Below are 19,301 nucleotides of genomic sequence, written 5' to 3'. Positions count from 1 at the left end.
CTGGGATGAAAATGCGGCCGCCCCCTCCTGGTGGCGGGAGAGGGCGGTGGGGAATGGGGTCTGTCGGCGGCTGCGGCCCGTTGCCGCTGGGGCCGCTAGGGCTGCTCGGCGGGGTCGTGGCCGCGGTACCAGTTCCGGCCGTTGTCGTACTGGCGGCCGTACTCCGAGTAGCCGTTGTTGGCGGGACAGTCGGTGCCGCCGTCCTCGACGTCGCGGTGCAGCCGGTAGGAGCTCCCGTACGCCTCGTCGGTGATGACCGCCTCACAGCGGTGGCAGCGCCGGACGCGGGCGATCAGTCGGAGTGCGTCTTCGGCGCTGGCGCCGGAAGCGAACTCCAGCTCGGCTGCGCCCACGGACAGCCAGACGGCCAGCCGGTTGTTCACCAGCGACGGCACGAGCTCCGCGGCCGCGCGCAGCAGCCCGTCCAGACGGGCGAGGGCCTCGCGGTACTTCGTGTAGTCCCAGGCGCGGCTGGGGCCGACCGTGATGCTGCCGATGTTGTGGAACGCGTTCAGCCGGTATTCGGCCTGGCAGCCGAACAACCGGCGGAGGCTGCGGTACGCCCACCGTGCCCGTCCTGAGCCGTGTTCACCGCGAACACCAGTTCGCGCTTGATGGCCGAGTTCAGCAAGTACGCGGTTCGGCGGCCCGTGGCGATTTCTTCGATCGGGTCAGGCACCGGTGCTGTCCTTCCGGTTCTCGACGATCGAGGCGACTACCCCGTAACGCTCAGCCAGGCTCCACACGGTGCTCGCAGCTTCGCCGTCGCCGATGGCGCGAGCCATAACGTCCAGATCGCTGAGTGCGCGCCGCATCGCCTCCGACTGGGTACCGGACAGGCCTGCGCCGGTCTGGATGGCGTCCAGCTCGTAGGCGGCCTCCACGCGCGTCCTGTACGGCACCGACGGATCCATCAGGACGCGATGGAGCTCGGCGGGGTCGCTCAGGGCGATCAGCATGTCGGTGAGGACCGCCAGGTCTCGGTCGAGCTTCTCGACGTCGCCGCGGCCTTCGGCTCGGTCGGCGCGGATACGGAGCATGGCCTCGGCGAGGATCCGGCCCTGTTCTCCGATGGTGGCAGTCCGGTGGTTACTCATTCCTTCTCCGGTGGCGTGGGGAAATGGAAGGCGCCGCCTCTCCGTCGTGCGGGCGGGGAGGGACGGCGCCGGCCTCTGGTCAGCTCGTCCCAGGCTGCGGTAGGCGTCCTGGTATTTGGAATTGACGGAGCCCGGTGGCCTCTTCGTCAACGACAGCGAGGACAGCCGTCTCAGCGCGGGCGGCAGAGACTGATGAGCAGGGTCCTTGTCCTCAGACGCGGAGGTGGTGAGGTGCTAGGTCTGGGACGGACCAGATTCAGGTGGTTCCGATTCCGACGACTCGGATCGGGGGCTTTTGGTCAGAGCGCCAGTGCGCTGCTCGTCGGTGAACGTGAACGTTCCGGTGCGGCTGCCTTCGGCGATGACGTGTCCCGCTGAGGTCATGCTGTCTTCGATCCGGTTGCGGTCGAAGGGCAGCACGGTGTCGCGATGTATGCCCATCGCGTCCCCCGCGGTGAAGGCGCTCTCGTCGGCGGCCAAGAATACGAACTGCCAGCCCGCCATGCGGGCCGTCGCGACCTGCGCCCGGATGTGGCGGAGCCCATAGTGTCGTGAGGCGTTTTCATATCCGTCAGTGGCGATCACGAAGATCACCTCCTCCGGCCGGTCGGAGGCTGGCAGTTGCAGCAGCCGCATCGGAATCGCCTCCAGACGCCCTCCGACCGCGTCCAGCAACGCAGTGGTTCCTGCCGGGGTCAGCGTGAACGCCGGCACCTGGGCCAGCGGCTGCATCTCGTATTCGACCGTGACCTCGTGATTAAACGTCGTCAGGGATACCGTGGTGTCACCAGGGACCTTCGCTTGGGTCTCCAGGAAGGCACGCAGACCGCCCTCGGCGTCGGAGGCGATGCTGCTCATGGATCCGGAACGGTCGAAGATGATCTCGATGTGACGTCGGGTGGACATCGGTTACTCCTCACTCGTGAACGGAAAAGGGAAGCGCTGGGCCGGGCGTGAATGGACCAGCCAGATAGCGTGCGTATGGATCTGAAGGCGCCCGGCGGGTACTACTGCGTGCGGGTTGCGATTTTTCCGCGGGACGGGCCGCCTCTTCTGCGAGATCGAAGATGTGAGAGTTGAGTGCGTTGGCCGGAGCTGATATCCGTTGCTGCACTTGCCCGGCCATCCGGCTTCTTCATCGGGGAGGCCCCACACCCTTTGCAAGGCCGCATAACGGACCCCTATAACTCGATCTTCGGGACTGGCCACTGCGATAACGCAATGAAAAGTCTTTAGGTTAGACGCTCATTCGTGGATGTCTATACCTCGCTGAAGAGATACACGACCGTTTCATGCGCGAAGACTGCTGTGGTTATTCCGGCGTGCACCTCCGGGTAGTGCACCATGTAGATTGCCGTGACCTCAACCGCGAGAATCGCGGCATTGATTCCCATGTGCATCATCCTGCGCATGTGCGCGTAGGCACGAAGAGCGTTTTGCGCGTTTCGACTGGACTCGCAGATGAACTCACGAGCCAGAACAAAGGCGACGATGATCATTCCGTTCTCCTTCGAGTTTGTGGGATTCTCGCTAGGATTTCGGGAATGAGCGTCTAACCTAAACACCTTTCACTGTGAAATCGGGGCCGGTGTAATGCACGGCGGGTGCCGGGGCTGGCTGGGGACCGCTAAGGCAGATGCGATTATGCGCGCTTGATATTCCAAAGAGGGCGGCGCGATCGCGCTGCAGCCAGATCGGCAAGACGGGAATTGCGCAATGATTTGATCTCAGTTCGACTGGGATTTTGGGCAGACGTGATCGCGCTTCCAGGAGTTGCGATCTGCGCGGGTGCTGTAATGGCGCGGGTCCCACTGGCCGCACCTTCGATGCGTGACGTGCGCGTGTGAGTACCAGGAAAGCGTGTTGTAGTGGATACGGCACTCCCGGCAGTTGAACGGGTACAGTCGCATTCTGAACCGAAACATTTTCCTCCTTCGATCTGATCCTCTTCCACCACGCAAGAACCCGTAGAGTGCTCTTGCGTGATGGGCTCGGATCACATCGGTTACAGAGCGGAGAACAGCGCTACCAGAACCCCGAGGACGGTGAGGACCAACGTCGCTGGGATGACCCAGGGGAAGTCGTGCGTCTCCGTTTTGCGCGGGCGGATCATGCCAGCCCGAATCGCAGGTCCTGCTGCATCGCACCGAAGCGACGCATTCCGTCGGCGCGGTGAGGATGGAAGGGAGCCCACATCGTGGGCTCGACCCGCAGGAACTCCCTCGCTTCGTGTTCCTCGATCTCCATGATGTGTGTCAGCACCAGTCGGTAAAGGCTCACGTCGTCGCAGTCGTCCACGACGACGGGGAAGGTGGCGTACGGCCGGATCTCGTTCGGGTAGCCCTTCGCGGCGTCGGCCCGTTCGGACTGGAACGCCGGGTACTCGATACGTATCGCGATGGCCCCTTCGAACCGGTTGCTGTAGTCCTTGGCCTCGAAGACCCAGCCGGGCTTGTAGATCAGGTTGCCGATGAGTCGAATCGCGGACTCGATCTCCATTGCGTTGTCTCCTCTGTGGGATCGGAGAGGTACGAATGAATGCGCCGATTGGAGCGGTAAGGGGCGGAGATGGGAGAGTCCCGGACCGTGACGGTCCGGGACCCTCGCGGGATGGGCTACTTCTTGGCGCCGGCCAGCGTCTTGGCCTCAGCGGCGGCGGTCGCGTCCCGCGGCGTGTTCTTCTGGGCCTTCTCGGCCATCTTCTCGACCGACTCGTTCCGGAAGCCCCGGGCGGGCAGTTCGATGTGGTCGACGATGAACTTCACCATCGGGGGGCGGGCCTTGCCTTCGTCGTCGGGGGTCCCGCCGAATGCCGTGATCTCGACCACGCGCAGGTGGATCCGTTCGTTGAGCCTCAGGCCCTCGTAGGCTAGGACGACGTCGGCGACTTCCTTTGTCCCCTCGACGTAGACCGTCTTCGGGCGGGCCGCGCGGAAGTCCTCGTCCATCGACGGCTCGCCGCGGAAGTAGGAGCCCTGTTCGATCTGGACCATGAAGCCGACCTGGTTGTAGTCGCGGTTCTTCGGCTGGAAGATCTTCGCCGGCTTGACGACGATGCCGGAGAGGGGGAGCGGGAACTGCAGTGGATTCATGGCGTCCTCCTGGACGTGCCGGGAGGGGGCCGCTCTGAGGGCGGCTTGTGGGGTTGGTCTGTCCCCTGCCCGGCGAAACGGGCGGGGCCGTGCGCCGCGGGAGGGGGCAACCCCTCCGGGCGGTGATTCCAAGATGTTTTCTCCGGAAGTAGGTCGCGCTTTTTGCGACTCCTGGAGAAAAGATCTTGGAATCACTGCATGCATGGCCCGGTTAAGCGACGTGGAAGGGTTTATCGGCGGAGGGGTTGACCACGCCCAGGCGGTGCGCGGCACTGTCTGATTCGCCGGGTCGGGACAGACCGGCCCACGGACGCCGTTCGGTTGTGGACCCCTCCCGGCCCGTCTCAGGGAGGATCGTCGGGTCTGGGCGCGCAGTGGCGCGCTACCTCCGCGGTCGGCGGGGCTGAGGAGCGCAGTGGGGGTGTCGAGACGCCCGGCTGCGCATAGTGCGTTACCCACATGAGGCAGCGCCGCTGATCGTGCTGCTGCTGGCCCGCGTCCAGCAGATCGTGCAACTGACTAGGCTGACTGTCGATCGCGTTCTGAGCACTTACCGAGGCGGGCTGCACAAGACCGAGGTCCAGGACGCATTCGTCACTACCGGCCAGGCCCGCATGCGCCACGACGCAAGCCGCGGCGGCCCGGCGAGGAGACCGCGGTGATCTAAGGAGATCTGCGGTTTCCCCACTTTGACGATCGTTTGAGTGGGATGATCGGGTTGTGGCGAAGAAGGGGCGTAGGTCGACTTACGAGGAGCGTCTTGCCGCGGTGCGGATGCTCGAACAGAAGGTCCCGGTTGATCGGGTCGCGGCAGCGGTGGACGTCGATCGATCGACGTTGCTGACGTGGTGGAAGAATTATCGGCTGATCGGTCCGGAATCGCTGCGGACGAAGAGGACTCGCGGCTCGGACGCCAAGTTGAGCGATGCGCAGATGCGGGAGTTGTACGCGCTGCTGGTCGGTGCCTCTCCCACTGCAGATACGGAGTGACCGGTTTTTCGACGATTCGTAGGCGACGAATCGTTAGCCCGCGTTGAACGTCGTCTGCGCTCTCTTCCCTGACAGCCGGGCGATCCTGTTCTAGGATTCGCAGGGACTTCTTCCATTCTCCTGTTTCGAAGGCACGCCAGCTGGGGTCGTCCGGCTCGCGGAATTGCTGTGATCGTTCAAGCTTCCAGATGGTACCGGTCAGAGCGTGGACTGCTTCGGTGAAGTCGAGGTGGTATTCGGCGTGGGTGAGCCGAGCACCGGGAAGTGCGGTGATGTCGGCCAGGTTGAGGCCGTGGCCTTTGGCGGTGCCGTCGCGGTCGTTCACCTCGGCTACGACCGGCGTGCCCTGTTGCGTGAGCGCCTGGACGCACAGTGTGCACAGATCCCGGGGCTCGGGATCGCCGTCGGCCCGGAACCGGGTGGTGGCGCTCTCAGCAAGGCACAGTTCGCAGAAGGCGTCATCGTCCTGGTTCGAGGGATCGAGGAGGTAGGTGAGCATCGCGCCCTTGGCTTCAAGCTCCGGTGGGCAGAGTTCGCACACACGGTAGGTCTCGGGGTCTCCGCTGATCTTGATGTGCTGCACGGCGACGTTGCCGAGGCACAGGTCGCAGCCGTCTTCGTCGCGTTCCACTGGGCACCTTCCGGAGGTCGTTTTCTGGTCGAAAGGTCGAGCGGGGCGTGGCACTAATCGCCATGTGAGGGCGCCGTGTAGCCGCCGAACTCGTTCACGCCGCTCGGGAGGCCGTCGTGGGCCACGGTGCTCTTGCTTGGTCGCTGTGGACGCGGGAGAAGTCGTCGAGCATGGCCGCCAGCTCCGACTCGGTGTCCTCGGGCAGCAGCACCCGGACGGCGCTGGCGATGCGCTCACCGGTGGTCGGCGGCGCCGTCGCAGGCTCCAGGTCTTCAAACAGCAGCCCGGCGTTGCCGCGGCGCCGGTATGTATGCACCTGGCGCCCCCAAACAGCCGGAATGGTGCGGGCCGCCGCCGTGAGCACGGTGCCGAACCACTGCTGTGCGGCGATCGGGCAGTTGGCCTCCCACCTGACACCTGAGTCGGGGTGCGGGCACCGCTTGACTGTCGCTCGTCCCTGCTTGGACCAGGCCTGAGAATCGGCCGAATACACGGCGGGTGCGATCGCGGCCAGGCCCTGCGCCTTGACGCCGAAGGCATGCAATCTGGTCCTGCCGCCCAGGCGATGGTGCAGCGCTGCGAACAGGTCGACGATCCGTGCGGTCGCCTGCAGCTTGCAGACGCTCCCGACCCCAACCAGCGGTAGCGCGGTCAGATCGATCCCGGCCTGTTCGTACATGTCGACGCAGTGCAGGTGATGGTCGACGGTGAGGGACGCGTCGCCTTGGATGACGGGGAAGATCGGCAAGGTCGGGTCGAGCCACCGCAGCTCCAAATAGCTGATGACGGTCCTGCGCAGGTGCTCAAGAATTTCGAAGCCAGTGTTGGCGCGAACGGGGCCCTCGCATATCCAGTCCATGGAAGAGCGGCTTCCATGCGGCCGATCTGGTCGGCGTAGTCGCGGACGGCCCCGTACGTACTGCTGCGGAGTGATATCCCAGCGGGCGTAGTGGCCGTCGTCCTGTTTGCGGCTCAGGACGGTGAATCCCCGCGAGTCCAGCAGCCATCGGCGGGTGGCGCGCGGCAGTGTTGCGCGGCCGGTGAGGCGGCCCCGGGGGACACACACCGGGATTTTCCCGGGTAGAGGGGAGTCGGGGCCCAGCCAGTGCGGCTGGGCCCCGAGGTAGAAGGTCTCCATGCCCGGGACGGTCAGGCCAGGGTGGTCAGGTCGTTGGCCGCGAGCCAGTTTTTGATCATCGTGAGGTGCTGCTCGGCAAATCCTTGCGTCGGGACGACTGTGACCAGCAGCGTCGGGATACCGTCCGCGGTACGGTCCCGGGCCCACTGGTGATCGACGGGTCCGTGCACATCGTCCAGCCACACCGCTGGTCGGTCTGCGAGCCAGGAGGTGACCGCTTCGGCCTTGGCCGAGCGGCCCTCGAAGACCGCTGCGTCGAACCTCCCGACTTCCAGCACGAACATTTGCCGAAGCCCGAGCACGGGCGCAATGTGGTCGGCTGCCGCGTGCTCCCAGCCGGTGCACCAGACCAGCTCCAGACCGTCGAGAGCGAGCCCGCGAAGCCAGTCGCCGTGCTGCAGGTTCAGCCACGGCGAAAGCTCCCGGCGGTGTGGCGCGGGCAGGGTGAACGTGTGCCGGGTGTAGCCGGTGGCGGCCGCGGTTTCGGTGTCCAGCTTCGGGTTCAATACGCCGTCCACGTCCAGCAGCAGTACCGGCGTCTGGCGGCATTCCGGGTCGGGGCAGCGGTAGGCGGGGGAGTCGTCGGGGATGGCGCCGGCTGACACCAGGTCGGCGCAGAGCTCACCGGCCAGGTGGTTGGCGTCCTGCGTGGCCTGAGCGACCTGTTCGGGATGCCTGTGGTCCAGGTGGTGCAGCCTTTCCCGGGCTCGCGCCCAGGCGGTGAGTTGCTGGGCCGGTGTCTCGGTGGACTGGCTGAACGGGATGTCGAAGTCGATCCGCATGGTTGGTTTACTTCCGAAAGTCGAAGACCCTCTGGTCGAGCGAGGGCAGCGTGTCGATGGGCATGACGAAGGTCCCCGCGCCAAGGCCCGGGGACCTGAGGGTGACGGTCGGGGGACCTCACTGTTCGGCTTGAGGGTCGGGATATTCCCGCAGCTCCCACCTGCGCCTTCTGCGGTTCCAGTTGGCCTGAGCCATAAGGCGGTTCACGTCGGGAACGGCGCCGGGCACGTCAGGGGCCGTTGGTTGCCAGCCGGCACCAGGAATCAGGCTGGCCCACCAGCCAAACCGGATAGCGTCGGCTTCGCCTGGCCAGCGCCCGGTCCACACGTCTTGTCCGCAGTCGTGCTCGGTAAGGAGTGGGTCAAGCCCGAACCATTTACAGGACAAACGCTGAAGGCCGGTCCACAAGCAGCGGGCGACGTCGCAGCGGTTAGCGTGGCGGCCCCTGATCGCGACGCCGCAGTCGGGGCAACGTTCGGTGAGTTCATGTGAGGACGACACGGGTGTTCCTTGTCGGTGGATGCGATGTGCGGGCTGGTCACGGAGTCAGCGTCAGAACCCGGTCGGTGCGGAGCTTCAGCCAGGTGTTGCCGGTGATGTGAGCCAGGGAGACCACCTCGGCGGTCATGGCGTTTCTTCCGAGAGACGGGACGGGCACTGCTACGAGAGGGGCTGGCTCGCGGTGTGGCGCCCGGAATCTCGGGGGAGGAGTCAGGGAGAAGTCCGTCCGGGGAACCAGAAGCACGGGCGGTCGTCCAGCGGGAACACCCGGATCTGATCGGCTTTGATGCGATCGAAGAACGCCTCGGTGCCATCGCTCAAGCAGACCGTCTCGCTAGGAAGAGGCAGCCGCCCGCCAGCCCGGTGTCCTCCTGGGCGCTGAGGACGGCCCCTTCTGGGGTCACCACGCCGAACCTTGCACGCCCTGGCGCGCGGCTGCGGACTCAGGGCAGGGTTGAGCCGTCTGCCTCGTCGCCGCGGTGACGGAGGCGGCCGAGGTCGGTCTAGGCGGGATCGGCAGCAGAGAACGCGTCGGGGAAGCGAGTACGGGCCTCTGCCGCATCCATCTGATCCGTCACCTGGTGATAGGGGAGCTTGTCGGTCCATCCAGGCCCCCCGGTGGCACTGCGGGCGTTGAACCGGGTCACGACCTTTAGGTCGACGCTGTTGACGCCGTTGGCGACCGAGAGAGTCTTGGGGTTGACGCGCACGATTTCGTACCAACGTTGGCCGCCGCATTGGATGAGATCCCCGCGGACGAAGTCGGACTTGCTCCAGACCTTCATGCCCTGGTCAGCTTGGAGCGCGGCGACGTGGTTGCGCCAGTAGTCGACCTCCTCGGTGAGCAGGGTGATCTGCGCCTGGATCTCCGCGCGAGCCTGCGGCCCGACCGCGATCAATACCTCGGCGACGTTGCGGCCCTCATCGAGCGACAGCACGTGTGAACCGGGTGGTCGCCGCGCCAACCGCTCGTCCAGGCTGATCCCGTACTCACCAGTGGACCCGGTGGTGATCGTGATCTCCCAATGTTCGAGCCTTCCGGCCAGAAAACGGTCATGGGCACGGATCTCGGCTTCAAGCCGCTCGATGCGACGCTGCGTGGTGCCGATGGCCTGCCGGCCAGACTGGAACCGTTCGGCAGCGTCAGCACGCTGCCTCCATCGCCTTCCGCGGCGGACATGCTCCAGACCACGCTGTTCCCTGGCGTTGCGCTGCTGCTCCTGGCGCACGGTCTTGTTGTAGGAGTGGTGGCCGATCAGGTGCGGCTGCCCGAGCGGGATCTGCTTGCGGTCCTGGTCGACCTGCTCGATCGCTCTCGTGCCTTGGGCGGCGGCATTGTCGGCGAACGTGGTGAATCTGTCGGCGCGTTCTTCGGCCCGCTCATAGCGTTCTTGCTCCAACTGGGCGAACGAGGTAGTGGGAAGGGTGGTGTTGTCGATCTCGACGCGGATCTGGTGACCGGCGTCCCGGAGCGCGGCGGCGCAGCGGTCGATGTAGTCCGTTTTGGCCCGCCGGCGACGTGTCGAGGCGACGTACCAGTAGGCGCTGCCGTACTCGGGGTGTTCGGCTAGGTTCTGCGATGGGCGAAAGCCCGTCTTCTTGATGATTGGACCAGTGCCGTCGTTTCGGTCAGTTCCATACACGACCGTTCCGGTCTCCAACGTGTGACTAATGACGAGCATCGGGTTCTCCTGGCAATAGAGAGTGCGCCGGTCGCAACGCCGAGCGCTGTGTTCAGCACGGTGGTTGCCCGCTCATGGGGCTTTCTGTGGAATCCCGTCACTGGATCGATCTAGCAGCGGGTGGTGAACTGCCCACGCCACAGAGCCCACAGTTCACTGGAAAAATGGAGGCCGTCCGCGTCGACCTCTTGCTGTCCCGGTCGGGAGGAGCGCGGCAGGACTGCGTATATGGTCGAGGGAAGTGTTGGAAGAGCGTTGGCCCCGGCCGTGGGGGCCGGGGCCAACGCGGTCAGAACGGGATGTCGGGGTCGGTGAGCCCGTAGACGTCGGGAGCCGTGGAGGGCGTCGTGGGCGGCAATGAGTCATCCGGTGGCTCCTCTGATCCCCAGTCCGGGGGGATCACTTCGCCGCCGTACCGCTCGTTGATGTCGTCCCAGGGATCGGCGTCGTCCCAGTCAGGCTGGGCAAACGGCATCGGCGGTGGCGTGAAGGAAAGGCCGGCCGGCTCCTCGCAGGGCATTTGGATACCTCCTGGTGTGCGGGGTGTCGTCATCGCGTCGTTCCTCTGCACGCCGCCGGGACCGGGTCCAGCCGGGGTCCCCAGTGGGGTGGCTGGACCCGGTCCCGGCGGCGTGCTGTTCTCCAAGCGGTGACGATGGCCCGACAGCCAGACCGGTCGGCGCCGATGCCGGGCGCAGACCCGGTCGCTCGTGGTGAAGGTAGTTGTCGATGAACAGCCGCTGGTAGTCGGTGAGGTCGCCGCGGACCCACCGGTTCGTCTCGCACAGGAGCTGCTCCACGTGGGCGCGGATCTTGAAATACTCGCTCTGCTGCTGAACGGCGGCGTGCCCCAGCGCGATCCCCATCTGCCAGGCCGCTGAGGCGACGGCCGCTGCCCGGGTGAAGGTCTTCGTACGCTGGTCGTGGTCGTTCTCATCGCTGCCGCGTGCCTCGATTGCCATCGGTTTCTCCTTATCTGGTCGTGTCACTGCCCGGCGAGCCACCGCGCGTGCGCGTCCGGCCCGAGGTTGTCGAAAATCGCCTTACCGGTGCCGTAGCCAGCAGGCCGCTGCTGATGGCCGCAGCCCTTGGTGCACTCCCACAGGCACGCGTCGCCGTAGGGGTCGGCGGGATCCCTGTTCTACCGGGCGTGGCCAGGCCACTCGGGAGAGCGATGAAAGCCCTCCGCGCACGCCGATACACGCCGCGCCTGCATCTGCTCCTGGTCGCGGGCCAGCCATGGATCCAGGCAGGCCCTCGCGCAGAACTCGAAGGTGTGATCGGGCTAGGGCCCGTTGCTTCGCACGGTGCACGTCACACGGTGAAGGGGTTGAAACGGCCGGTCACACACGTAGCATCCGTAGGTCACGCTCTCCTCCATTTCTGCGGTGCGCCCGCCCCGAGCCATGTAGCGGTTGGTTCGCGATCTTCCGGGCTGTCGTTGTCGGCGGGCAGGGGAAACCCAGGCGTGCGCCCTTGTGCCTGAGCCGCGTACTGCCGAACAGTCACCAGAGGGTTTGGGGTTCGGCGGCCGCCGTCGAGGATCGGTGGACTGAGCGGGGTCGGGCCTGGTCGGCGCGGGCCTGAGGTCCTGCCAGGATCCGGCGGGCACGGATGGTTTGGGACGCGCCGGGGACGGGGGCTCGCTCGCTGAAGTCGCAGCGGACGATCTCGACCGTGGGAGTGACGCCGCGCCACTGGTCGGCGTAATAGGAGGTGTCAATCCCGACGCTGGGCTCCAGCGTGATGCCGGTCTCAGCCTCGAACCGGTCGTACTCGCGGCCGTGGACCTCCCGGTACTGCGGGTGGCCGCTCCACGCGAACGGGGCGCTGGTCTGCGGGATGATGAAGGCGCCGTGGACGCCGATGTCGGCGGCCACGTCGATGACGTGGTACTCCATCAGCGGGTCCCGGTAGCGAGGCCCTGTCCCGTCTCGCCGGACACGCCCAAAGGGCGGGTTCGCGATCACGGTGTCGAACTGGCCAAGGCCCAGACCGGGGACGTCGAACACGTCCGCGCAGATCCAGGTCGCCTCGGGCAGGAGTTTGCGGCCGACCTCGACGTAGGCGGGATTGCGTTCCACACACACCAGCTCGCGCGCCGGCTGTCGAGTCCAGGATCGGATCACGGCCTCCTGGCAGCCGATCGCCAGATGGCCGATCCCCGCGCACAGATCCAACACCCTGTCGCCGTAGACGTGCAGCCGCATCGTCCGGGCCAGGTCGATCGGAGTGAAGAACGCGCCGTCGAGAACGTTGCGGGACGTGGAGGACTCTTGCCAGTGCTCGAGGACGAACTCCCGGTCGTCGTCGGTGAGGTGGTCGTACTCAAGAATCTGGCAGGCTCGCTGATGCGCGGCGCTTTGCGCTCTGGTGAGTTTCATCCCAGGCTCCACACGGTTACGGGGGCAGGTGGTCTGGATAGGGCCGCGCCCGCCGATGGAGCAGACCGCCGGCGGGCGCGTGAATAAAGGGGTGGGCTGCTACCGAAGCGGCGCAGCTTTCGCGGTCACTCTCGAAAGGGCCGGTCGCAGCCGTCAGTCGTTGGGGCCCCATCTCTCGCCGGCGTCCATCGGATCCCAGTCGCTGGGCGGCAGAACGGGGTAGCGGCGTCGTCGTTCCAGCTCGCGCTCCCACGCTTCAGCCATGTGCTTGGCGCACTCGTAGATGATCAAGCCGGTGTCGCCGAAGGACGCTCGGCCGGAAACTTGGCCCTGGCAGCCCTCGGGGCCGCGGAGACACGGCTCAGCGGCGACGTCCTGATCAGAAGCCGCGGGCTCGCCGTCAGCGGGCGCGTGTCGCGACATGACGAAACCTCCAAACGGTAGAGCGTGCAGTGGCGGGCGAGAGACGGCGGTGAGCACGATCAGCGATGCCGACGCCGAGCTCGCATTCCCGGCGGCTCCCCGCGCCTGCTCGGCCGCTCTGCGATGTTGGGCGCAAACGGAGACCGGCTCAGGAGGAAGCGGAAGGAGACGACTAGCTGGGTGGTGCTGATGGGAGGGCGTGGAGCAACCCGCTGGCGACCGCCTGGCCGAGGCGGCGCCTGTCGGTCCAGTGTGGTGAGCGGGCGGTACCGGTCACCGGACACCGCATCGGCCCCACCCAGAGCGGGTGGGGGCCGACGCGTTGCCGGCGGCGTCGCCCTGCTCGATCCTTGGTTCCCTCGCGTCCGCCGGTCGCGTGGCGGTAGTTGTCAGCCCGTGCCGCCTGTGTCCGGTGGTGGCTGGTCGAGGATTTCGAACTCGTCCTGGTCGGGGAGCAGGCCCAGGCGGCTGCCGTCGTCCCAGTCGACCAGGAGGGTGCCCAAGTTGTCGGTGCCGGTGACGGTGCCCAGGGCGCCGGGCTGCAGGCGGGTATGAGGGTCGGGTGTAGAGATCAGCCGGACCCGGCGGCCAAGCAACGCGTCGGTACCAGCCCTCTCTTCTCCCAGGGGCTGTTCGTCAGAGGCTAGGTGGCGCCGTTCAAGCGTTGCCACTGCCTCGGCGAGCCCGACGTCCCCAGGCAGATCCATCTCCCACACGACGGCCCGAACCCAGCCGAGCGTCTCACCAGCAGGAAGCTCGCTTAGCCGTGCATTGAGGATGGCCACTGCCAGGCGCGCGGGGTCGTGCTCCGCCTGCCCGATCATCTCGTCGCCCTCCACGGTCCATGTGCGCCCATCGTCGCTGATCTCGATTGCGAAGGTGTATTGGGTCATGTCGGACTCTCCTAGAACAGATCGCGGTGCTGGCGGGCCAAGGTGGTGCCGAGGAACGCCTTGAGAAACATCTGCGCATCGAGTGCGTCGGCCTCATCTGGGCTGAGCCCAGGGATATAGGCGTCGATATCTAGCCCCAGCGAGGGGAAGTACTCGCACAACAGTTCCACGACGTCGCCGCCGTTCCACCCATCGCTGTCTTCGATCATGGTTCGGATCCTGAACAGCAGTCCGATCAGCAGCGAGGCGTAGGCGGCCTCTGTGTCGGTCTGCGGGATCCACCACAGCCGACGCCCGGTCAACTTGGTGTAGGTATGGGCGGCGGCCAGCACCTCCTGGCGCCATCGCCCGCTGGAGGTACGGCGGCTGGGCAGCATTAGTGCGTTGCTGAAACCGTGTCCCGGACGTAGATACAGGTCGGCGGAAACGGGGGATTGGGCGAACCCCAACGGCAGGAACAGGCTGCTGAAGGAATCGAGATCTAGGACGTTCAGGAAGTCGTCAACGGTGAACATGAGATCTCCGGGAAAGCGGTGGATTTGCGGGCGCCGGGCTCGCCCACCTTTTGCGCCGGCCCGCGTCGAAGCCTCAGGCGGGGCTCGGGAGACTCACGGGGGCGCGGATAGTGGCCGCCGCCGTCCCGGAAGATGGCGGCGGCCACCGCGGAGGGTGGGTTATTCGACCGGGACGCACGTCTTCAGGGGCACGCGTATGAGGTACTCTCTGGCGCCCGGCGGGATGTTCTTGCCCCGCGGGGTGTAGCGCAGGTCCTTGATGGAATTCTCGGTGAGGCTGATGGTGCAGTTCCGGCCGTCGATCTCGGTGACCTTGCCCGTCATACCAGCGAGGTATTTGGGGCTGATGTTGTCCAGCCGTACCGTGGATCCGACCTTGACCGAGGCTGCGCGGAATGAAAGCAGGTCGCCGCGACGGTTACGGATCGCCGCGGCGAGACGATCCAGGTCGCTTTTGTCGGTGACGGCGATGATGTACTGCAGGATGTCGGCCTGTGTGATGGACATCAGGGGCCTTTCGTAGCGGTGTTGGCGGGCCGGCTTCGATCGGGCCGGGCCTCTTTTTTGGTCTGCCGGGGATGGGCCGACTGCGCCGGAGCGGAGGCACAGCTGGCGGCAGGGTGGTGCGCGGTTTCAGACCGGTGTGCGCCGGTGGAGTTGGCGGCGGGGCTGATGAGCAAGGTCGGCGCCGACTTGGCAGACCGGACGCAGTATTTTGAGGGGTTTCGCCGAACAGCAGGGCCCACCGCATTCCACGGTCTTCCGCGCTCCCCATGCGGGCTGGCGGTACATCAAGGCGTCCCAGGAGCACAGCTGTCCGTGGAGGCGGCGCGCGGCAAGGGTGACCCGCGCGCAGGTCTGCAGCAGTTCAGAGACCTGGTCCCCGCGCGTGCCGGTCAGCCAGTACGCGTGACTGTCGGTCATTCCCTCGTCGACGCAGCGGCCGTCGGCGCGAGTGAAGTAGACACGAAAGCGGATAACGGGTGCCGGAGGTTCTCAGGTCACGCGGCGGGCGGAAGCGGGTGGCGGGTGAGCCAGGCGGTGTCGGTGGCCAGCGCCCGCGTCTGCTCGGTGAAGCGGACGGCGAGCTCAGGGGAGGCCCAGCTGGTCTGCTTCACCAGCCGGATGGCTAGGCGACCGGTGCAGGACACGCCTTGCCAGCGGCGCAGCAGCTCGTCCAAGACGAGAGCGCGCAGGCCACGCAGGCACGGGCAGGGGTGCTGGCTCAGGCGGGCCCGGATGAGCGCGGCCGCCGCCTCGGCGTCCTGCAGATCGGCGACGGTCCGGACCGGGGACGGCGGCCACGACGGGATGTGGCGGCACCGTCCGATCATGGTCATTGCGGCCTGGACTTGTTCTGCGCTGCGGGCGGCGGCGTGGAGTACATGGACGTCGACGGGCGCCGACATGATCGCGGCGGTGGAGGAGCGGGTGGCGAGCTCGTCGGGTTGAGAGCTGCGGGGGCGGGAAGCGGAGTTGGATCTGGCGATGGGCATCGCAGGGTGGCCTTTCTCCCGTCGGTGGCGGAGATCGCAGGACAGGGCTCCGCCGACGTGATGCATGTCGGCGGGTCCCTGCGGGAGGAGTTGGGGTCAGATCCAGGCGTAACCGTGCTCGGCGCCGGGATCTGTCTTGGCGAAAACGGCGAGGTCGGCGAAGTGGACTGGTTCCCCGGTCCGGGTGTTCTGGAACTGCGGTGCCCGCCAAGGGTTGTAGGTGACGCGGACCAGTTCACGCAGATCGGGTTTGGCGTTGACGGCGTCGACGACGCCGAAGCACCAGGCGTGGACGTTGCGTTTGCCGCTGCGGCGGCAGCGTTCCCAGCCGGCGCGCGATACCCGGAACTCCACTGGGCCGGTGGTGTCGGCGCGGAGAGTGACGTCAACGAGATGGGCGATTACGCGGCCCTTGTGCTCGCCGGTCAGCGCGGTCACCGACCAAAAGGTGGTCACTAGGTTGAAGTGGACCCGGATCCGGTGGCCGAGGAGCTGGTGGACGTCGTCCAGCAGAGCCGAACCTGGGCGGGTTCGGCTCACGCTGCCCTCCCACCGCGGGGGCCGGGGCTGGGGCCGCGCTCGGCGGCGGCGCGCTCGTGCCGGGCCAGCAGCTCGCAGATCTGCTTCACCAGCGGAAACGGCAGCGCGGCGAGTGTGAGCTCCGCTCGCGAGCCGTCACCGAGCACCTCGATCCGATGCTCTCGAACGGCGACCCCCGGCGTGTACCACTGGATCGTGGTCCACCGGTCACTCCTCATGTGGGCGGGAGTGCGGACGTCACCTGTCAGGGCGCCTGTCAGCTGCCTGACCTTGCGGGCGCGGGCCCGTGCGGTCTGCTCCTTGTCGCGCAGGAACCTCTGGGCGGCCGCCAGGTCCTTGCCGTAGTCAGGGAGCAGCCGGCGAGTGATTTCGGCGGCCAGCACGGCCGGGCCGCGGTCGGCGCGGACGCTGATCTCGTGGCGGATGTCGCGGACGTTGGCGGCATCGGGCAGTTCACCGTGCGCGTAGACCCGCGCGGCGGTCCGGCCGTGCTCCAGCACGAGCCCGGCGCTCGTCGGGATGTTCTACGGTCACCGCCTCGCCCCAGGGGTGGGGGGATGCCTGCCACGAGCCGCCGAGCTCCGCGGCGACGTACTGCCCGAACCGCATCCAGTCCAGGATCGGACTCATCGAACCTCCTTCATCGTCATGGCCAGCTCGTCACGGCCGTCTCGTCCTTGCAGGACCGTTCGACCCGGTGCTCGGGGCGTGGTTCCCGAGCGGGTCAGGCGGCGCGGCCGCGGCCCGCTAGGGCCGTCCGGGGCGCGGCGGGCGGTGGAACCTTCGTGTGTCGCGCCTGCAGCTCGGCGAAGGTGGGGACGCGCTGGCGGCCAAGCGCGCCCAGTCCCGGGCGGATCTCTTCGGGGCCTGGCCGTAGCCGACCTCGCGGCCTGCGGCGAAACCCAGCCGGTATCCCTCGGCGAACGCGGCCCTAGTCGATCCGGCGGTCGCGGTCGCCCTGCGCGGCGATGGACTCCACCAGCCGCGCCTTAGCGAGCAGCTGCTGCTGATGCTCCCCTACCCGTCAGGGCGGTTCATCGGGATCCTTTGGCCAGGGGAGATGGGTGGGGCCCCACTGTTCAGGGCGCGGCGGGCCGAGATCGACGGCCAGAAGAGCGAGGAGCCGGCGAAGACCGGAATGGGTGGTGAAACGGTTGGAGACTGAGGCCGTTCGGTTCCATACCCGGTAGCTGATCAGCTCACCATCGGTGAACATTGATCGCCGTATGATCACGTTCCGGTACGGCTGGTACTCGGTTTCCGGGGCGATATCAGGGCGCCGGATGGTCGCCTTGACCAGCGGCGCCGGCCCGACGCGGATCACCTCCGGGTCGCCGTCGCAGGCCTCCCGCAGCCAGTCGAGCCAGCGGAGCGATCGGCCGGTCCGGGACCGCGGGTAAGGGTGGGCGGCCAGCCACACCGGATCGACCAGGCCGTCGCCGTAATGGCGGCAGGAGGAGTTCCACCACATGGTCGGCGACGAAGTCTTCCCGGTCGCCCATGACCACGTACGGTGTGTGGCCGGCGCGGGGGATCGTGACGATGGCGAGGTAGGTGCTGGAGCCGTCGGCGAGCTGCGGCTCGTCCATCAGCGGACTACTTCTTCTTCCTGGTCGAGCTCGGACGCGGCATCGGGGCCAGCATCGGGGCCGGGGTCGGGATCGGGGTCGTCGCGCCACCGCCGGGCGGCCGGTGACATGTGCTCGTGGATCTCGCCGTCGTTGAGGAGGAACCGTGCGTAAGGCACGCCGTTCTCGTCGTGATCGGCGCCGCCATAGGTCTCCATATCGACGAGGGGCGTGCTGTCCTGCGATCGCGTGAGGATCACCGACCACGACGGCGGGAAGTCGCCATCGACCTGCACGCGCGCTCTGGGGATCGGGGACAGCAATTGGCAGATCTGGACGGCGATGTCGGCCGGGACGCCGACGAGCCGCAGATCGGCCGTCTCGGCGGTATCGCGCAGCTCCACCGCCGCCTCCAACCGCGCGCTGGGCCGCCGCCACTCCACACTGAGGGTGTGCTCGTGCGAGTCAGGGGGAGCTGGCGTGCAGGAGGCTTGCGGCAGCAGCCGCCGGATCTGGTCGGCGACCCGGCCGCGGGCGGCGGACGCCGCCGCCTGCTCCCGCTGGAACCGCCGCACCCGCTCCAGAGCGGGCAGATAGGCGGGGAGCAGACGTCGGGTGATGTCGCCGGCGACGGCGCGCGGCCCCCGGGCGGCGGCCGCCCGGATCCGTACCGTCGGTTGATCAAGCGGCCGATCGTGGAAAGCGCCGGGGAAGATCCCCAGCACCGTCACCGTCCCTTGGCTGTAGGGGATGGCGAAGCGGAGCCGTAGCAGCGCTCCGTCATCGCGCAGTAGCTCGCGGCCGTTGGTGTTGGGGGAGGGGGTGAGCATGACCCAGCCCTCGCCCAGATGCTCGGCGATGCCGCGGGCGAGCTGGGTCAAGTCGATCGTCGGCAGATCGGTCATCAGCGCTCCAGACATGGTCGAGCTGGCTAGAACCCACGGGCCTCGCGGTCCGGGGCAGGCGGTTAGAACGGCGGATCGTCGCTGTAGCTGCCGCCCGCGGCGCCCCAGCCCTGCTCGATGGCGCCACCGACTCCCACGGGCTCGCGGTTTTGGCCGGAGTCGCCCCAGCGGCTCTGGTTGGTTGGGCTGGTGTTCGGGGCTGCGTTCTGGGTGTCGGTGCCGTCGCCGGGGTGCTCGCCGGTCTGCCGCCGGGTCCTGGTGATCTTGGCGCTGGCGTGGCGCAGCGACGGGCTCGCTTCCTCGGCGTCGATCTCGCTCACGGTGCGCTTGTCGCCCTCGCGGGTCTCGTACGAGCGCTGCTTGAGCCGCCCTTGCACGATCACCCGCATGCTTCGCTGCAGGGACTCGGCCACGTTCTCGGCGAGGTCACGCCAGGCGATGCAGTCTAGGAACAGGGTGTCGTTGTCCTTCCAGCCGTCGCTTTGGCGGTCGAACTTCACTGTGGTCGAAGCGATCCGGAAGGTGGAGAACGCCACCCCGGTGCTGGTGAACCGCAAGTCGGGGTCGGCGACGAGGTTCCCCACGAGAGTGATCTTCGTTTCATTGATCAACGCTGCTCCAGACGCAATGCGAACGCCCGCGCACGGTGCGCGGGCGTTGAGG

At 67.0% G+C, this 19,301-nt stretch carries 26 protein-coding genes and 1 pseudogene; 2 read left to right on the top strand and 25 right to left on the bottom strand.

Features of this window, described 5'->3' with window-relative positions:
• Nucleotides 1-95: 95 nt before the first annotated feature.
• The 7 genes from ACQPXG_RS37780 to ACQPXG_RS37750 all read right to left on the bottom strand — a co-directional run bounded on the left by ACQPXG_RS37780 (nucleotide 96) and on the right by ACQPXG_RS37750 (nucleotide 4,189).
• Nucleotides 96-542, bottom strand: coding sequence for a hypothetical protein (locus ACQPXG_RS37780; protein ID WP_433463938.1), 447 nt, complete (start codon nucleotides 540-542; stop codon nucleotides 96-98).
• Entirely contained in the window at nucleotides 512-679 is a 168-nt protein-coding gene (locus ACQPXG_RS37775) for a hypothetical protein (RefSeq protein WP_433463937.1), read from the bottom strand. Before ACQPXG_RS37775 ends, ACQPXG_RS37780 begins: the two co-directional genes overlap by 31 nt.
• Nucleotides 672-1,097: a hypothetical protein gene (locus ACQPXG_RS37770; protein ID WP_433463936.1), complete on the bottom strand. Its 426-nt coding sequence runs from the start codon at nucleotides 1,095-1,097 to the stop codon at nucleotides 672-674. Before ACQPXG_RS37770 ends, ACQPXG_RS37775 begins: the two co-directional genes overlap by 8 nt.
• Before the next feature lie 234 nt (nucleotides 1,098-1,331).
• Nucleotides 1,332-2,003, bottom strand: a complete 672-nt coding sequence (locus ACQPXG_RS37765) for a hypothetical protein (RefSeq protein ID WP_433463935.1) — start codon at nucleotides 2,001-2,003, stop codon at nucleotides 1,332-1,334.
• Between the two features lie 353 nt (nucleotides 2,004-2,356).
• Entirely contained in the window at nucleotides 2,357-2,596 is a 240-nt protein-coding gene (locus ACQPXG_RS37760; protein ID WP_433463934.1) for a hypothetical protein, read from the bottom strand.
• Nucleotides 2,597-3,206: 610 nt separating this feature from the next.
• Nucleotides 3,207-3,596, bottom strand: coding sequence for a hypothetical protein (locus tag ACQPXG_RS37755; protein WP_433463933.1), 390 nt, complete (start codon nucleotides 3,594-3,596; stop codon nucleotides 3,207-3,209).
• A gap of 116 nt (nucleotides 3,597-3,712) precedes the next feature.
• A complete protein-coding gene (locus ACQPXG_RS37750) occupies nucleotides 3,713-4,189 on the bottom strand; it encodes a hypothetical protein (protein ID WP_433463932.1) in 477 nt (158 codons plus the stop codon).
• Between the two features lie 720 nt (nucleotides 4,190-4,909).
• On the opposite strand from ACQPXG_RS37750, the gene ACQPXG_RS37745 reads away from it, so the two are divergent.
• Nucleotides 4,910-5,179, top strand: coding sequence for a helix-turn-helix domain-containing protein (locus tag ACQPXG_RS37745; RefSeq protein WP_433463931.1), 270 nt, complete (start codon nucleotides 4,910-4,912; stop codon nucleotides 5,177-5,179).
• 25 nt (nucleotides 5,180-5,204) lie between these two features.
• Here ACQPXG_RS37745 and ACQPXG_RS37740 read toward each other — a convergent pair.
• Nucleotides 5,205-5,504: pseudogene (locus ACQPXG_RS37740) on the bottom strand (DUF6879 family protein); the annotation flags it as partial.
• Between ACQPXG_RS37740 and ACQPXG_RS37735 the strand changes: the two are divergent.
• Nucleotides 5,385-5,867, top strand: coding sequence for a hypothetical protein (locus tag ACQPXG_RS37735; RefSeq protein ID WP_433463930.1), 483 nt, complete (start codon nucleotides 5,385-5,387; stop codon nucleotides 5,865-5,867). The pseudogene ACQPXG_RS37740 and the gene ACQPXG_RS37735 sit on opposite strands and share 120 nt — an antisense overlap.
• Before the next feature lie 37 nt (nucleotides 5,868-5,904).
• Here ACQPXG_RS37735 and ACQPXG_RS37730 read toward each other — a convergent pair whose 3' ends face one another.
• The 17 genes from ACQPXG_RS37730 to ACQPXG_RS37650 form a co-directional block, all read right to left on the bottom strand.
• Entirely contained in the window at nucleotides 5,905-6,948 is a 1,044-nt protein-coding gene (locus tag ACQPXG_RS37730) for a DUF7221 family queuine tRNA-ribosyltransferase-like protein (protein WP_433463929.1), read from the bottom strand.
• An 11-nt stretch (nucleotides 6,949-6,959) separates the two neighbouring features.
• On the bottom strand, nucleotides 6,960-7,730 hold the full coding sequence (locus ACQPXG_RS37725) for an HAD domain-containing protein (RefSeq protein ID WP_433463928.1): 771 nt from the start codon (nucleotides 7,728-7,730) through the stop codon (nucleotides 6,960-6,962).
• 1,005 nt (nucleotides 7,731-8,735) lie between these two features.
• A complete protein-coding gene (locus ACQPXG_RS37720) occupies nucleotides 8,736-9,914 on the bottom strand; it encodes a DUF3560 domain-containing protein (RefSeq protein WP_433463927.1) in 1,179 nt (392 codons plus the stop codon).
• A 289-nt stretch (nucleotides 9,915-10,203) separates the two neighbouring features.
• Nucleotides 10,204-10,389, bottom strand: a complete 186-nt coding sequence (locus ACQPXG_RS37715; RefSeq protein WP_433463926.1) for a hypothetical protein — start codon at nucleotides 10,387-10,389, stop codon at nucleotides 10,204-10,206.
• Nucleotides 10,370-10,876: a hypothetical protein gene (locus tag ACQPXG_RS37710; protein WP_433463925.1), complete on the bottom strand. Its 507-nt coding sequence runs from the start codon at nucleotides 10,874-10,876 to the stop codon at nucleotides 10,370-10,372. Before ACQPXG_RS37710 ends, ACQPXG_RS37715 begins: the two co-directional genes overlap by 20 nt.
• A 543-nt stretch (nucleotides 10,877-11,419) precedes the next feature.
• Entirely contained in the window at nucleotides 11,420-12,298 is an 879-nt protein-coding gene (locus ACQPXG_RS37705; protein ID WP_433463924.1) for an N-6 DNA methylase, read from the bottom strand.
• A gap of 153 nt (nucleotides 12,299-12,451) precedes the next feature.
• The gene (locus tag ACQPXG_RS37700) at nucleotides 12,452-12,721 is read right to left on the bottom strand and encodes a hypothetical protein (RefSeq protein WP_433463923.1); all 270 of its coding nucleotides are present in this window, start codon (nucleotides 12,719-12,721) and stop codon (nucleotides 12,452-12,454) included.
• 389 nt (nucleotides 12,722-13,110) lie between these two features.
• Nucleotides 13,111-13,614 (bottom strand): DUF4314 domain-containing protein, encoded by a 504-nt coding sequence (locus ACQPXG_RS37695; protein WP_433463922.1) that lies wholly within the window; start codon nucleotides 13,612-13,614, stop codon nucleotides 13,111-13,113.
• Nucleotides 13,615-13,625: 11 nt separating this feature from the next.
• Nucleotides 13,626-14,129, bottom strand: a complete 504-nt coding sequence (locus ACQPXG_RS37690) for a hypothetical protein (protein WP_433463921.1) — start codon at nucleotides 14,127-14,129, stop codon at nucleotides 13,626-13,628.
• 159 nt (nucleotides 14,130-14,288) lie between these two features.
• A complete protein-coding gene (locus ACQPXG_RS37685) occupies nucleotides 14,289-14,636 on the bottom strand; it encodes a hypothetical protein (protein WP_433463920.1) in 348 nt (115 codons plus the stop codon).
• Nucleotides 14,637-15,130: 494 nt separating this feature from the next.
• A complete protein-coding gene (locus ACQPXG_RS37680) occupies nucleotides 15,131-15,625 on the bottom strand; it encodes a hypothetical protein (protein WP_433463919.1) in 495 nt (164 codons plus the stop codon).
• A gap of 96 nt (nucleotides 15,626-15,721) precedes the next feature.
• Nucleotides 15,722-16,165, bottom strand: a complete 444-nt coding sequence (locus ACQPXG_RS37675) for a hypothetical protein (RefSeq protein WP_433463918.1) — start codon at nucleotides 16,163-16,165, stop codon at nucleotides 15,722-15,724.
• On the bottom strand, nucleotides 16,162-16,665 hold the full coding sequence (locus ACQPXG_RS37670; protein ID WP_433463917.1) for a hypothetical protein: 504 nt from the start codon (nucleotides 16,663-16,665) through the stop codon (nucleotides 16,162-16,164). Before ACQPXG_RS37670 ends, ACQPXG_RS37675 begins: the two co-directional genes overlap by 4 nt.
• Nucleotides 16,619-16,795: a hypothetical protein gene (locus ACQPXG_RS37665; protein WP_433463916.1), complete on the bottom strand. Its 177-nt coding sequence runs from the start codon at nucleotides 16,793-16,795 to the stop codon at nucleotides 16,619-16,621. Before ACQPXG_RS37665 ends, ACQPXG_RS37670 begins: the two co-directional genes overlap by 47 nt.
• A gap of 394 nt (nucleotides 16,796-17,189) precedes the next feature.
• On the bottom strand, nucleotides 17,190-17,636 hold the full coding sequence (locus tag ACQPXG_RS37660; protein WP_433463915.1) for a hypothetical protein: 447 nt from the start codon (nucleotides 17,634-17,636) through the stop codon (nucleotides 17,190-17,192).
• A gap of 117 nt (nucleotides 17,637-17,753) precedes the next feature.
• Nucleotides 17,754-18,638, bottom strand: a complete 885-nt coding sequence (locus ACQPXG_RS37655) for a hypothetical protein (protein WP_433463914.1) — start codon at nucleotides 18,636-18,638, stop codon at nucleotides 17,754-17,756.
• A 62-nt stretch (nucleotides 18,639-18,700) separates the two neighbouring features.
• Nucleotides 18,701-19,249: a single-stranded DNA-binding protein gene (locus ACQPXG_RS37650; RefSeq protein WP_433463913.1), complete on the bottom strand. Its 549-nt coding sequence runs from the start codon at nucleotides 19,247-19,249 to the stop codon at nucleotides 18,701-18,703.
• Nucleotides 19,250-19,301: the final 52 nt, after the last annotated feature.

Origin of the sequence: Spirillospora sp. CA-128828, from assembly GCF_050945415.1 — a bacterium.
Classification (GTDB): Bacteria; Actinomycetota; Actinomycetes; order Streptosporangiales; family Streptosporangiaceae; genus Spirillospora.
The sequence above is the reverse complement of the archived record's forward strand: the minus strand, read 5'-3'. Positions and strand labels throughout refer to the sequence as shown.

Bases quoted from the DNA above. Each gene is read 5' to 3' on its own strand.
- ACQPXG_RS37770 (WP_433463936.1), bottom strand. From the start codon at position 1,097: ATGAGTAACCACCGGACTGCCACCATCGGAGAACAGGGCCGGATCCTC.
- ACQPXG_RS37765 (WP_433463935.1), bottom strand. From the start codon at position 2,003: ATGTCCACCCGACGTCACATCGAGATCATCTTCGACCGTTCCGGATCC.
- ACQPXG_RS37760 (WP_433463934.1), bottom strand. From the start codon at position 2,596: ATGATCATCGTCGCCTTTGTTCTGGCTCGTGAGTTCATCTGCGAGTCC.
- ACQPXG_RS37755 (WP_433463933.1), bottom strand. From the start codon at position 3,596: ATGGAGATCGAGTCCGCGATTCGACTCATCGGCAACCTGATCTACAAG.
- ACQPXG_RS37750 (WP_433463932.1), bottom strand. From the start codon at position 4,189: ATGAATCCACTGCAGTTCCCGCTCCCCCTCTCCGGCATCGTCGTCAAG.
- ACQPXG_RS37730 (WP_433463929.1), bottom strand. From the start codon at position 6,948: ATGGAGACCTTCTACCTCGGGGCCCAGCCGCACTGGCTGGGCCCCGAC.
- ACQPXG_RS37725 (WP_433463928.1), bottom strand. From the start codon at position 7,730: ATGCGGATCGACTTCGACATCCCGTTCAGCCAGTCCACCGAGACACCG.
- ACQPXG_RS37720 (WP_433463927.1), bottom strand. From the start codon at position 9,914: ATGCTCGTCATTAGTCACACGTTGGAGACCGGAACGGTCGTGTATGGA.
- ACQPXG_RS37715 (WP_433463926.1), bottom strand. From the start codon at position 10,389: ATGCCGTTTGCCCAGCCTGACTGGGACGACGCCGATCCCTGGGACGAC.
- ACQPXG_RS37710 (WP_433463925.1), bottom strand. From the start codon at position 10,876: ATGGCAATCGAGGCACGCGGCAGCGATGAGAACGACCACGACCAGCGT.
- ACQPXG_RS37705 (WP_433463924.1), bottom strand. From the start codon at position 12,298: ATGAAACTCACCAGAGCGCAAAGCGCCGCGCATCAGCGAGCCTGCCAG.
- ACQPXG_RS37700 (WP_433463923.1), bottom strand. From the start codon at position 12,721: ATGTCGCGACACGCGCCCGCTGACGGCGAGCCCGCGGCTTCTGATCAG.
- ACQPXG_RS37695 (WP_433463922.1), bottom strand. From the start codon at position 13,614: ATGACCCAATACACCTTCGCAATCGAGATCAGCGACGATGGGCGCACA.
- ACQPXG_RS37690 (WP_433463921.1), bottom strand. From the start codon at position 14,129: ATGTTCACCGTTGACGACTTCCTGAACGTCCTAGATCTCGATTCCTTC.
- ACQPXG_RS37685 (WP_433463920.1), bottom strand. From the start codon at position 14,636: ATGTCCATCACACAGGCCGACATCCTGCAGTACATCATCGCCGTCACC.
- ACQPXG_RS37680 (WP_433463919.1), bottom strand. From the start codon at position 15,625: ATGCCCATCGCCAGATCCAACTCCGCTTCCCGCCCCCGCAGCTCTCAA.
- ACQPXG_RS37665 (WP_433463916.1), bottom strand. From the start codon at position 16,795: ATGAGTCCGATCCTGGACTGGATGCGGTTCGGGCAGTACGTCGCCGCG.
- ACQPXG_RS37660 (WP_433463915.1), bottom strand. From the start codon at position 17,636: ATGTGGTGGAACTCCTCCTGCCGCCATTACGGCGACGGCCTGGTCGAT.
- ACQPXG_RS37655 (WP_433463914.1), bottom strand. From the start codon at position 18,638: ATGACCGATCTGCCGACGATCGACTTGACCCAGCTCGCCCGCGGCATC.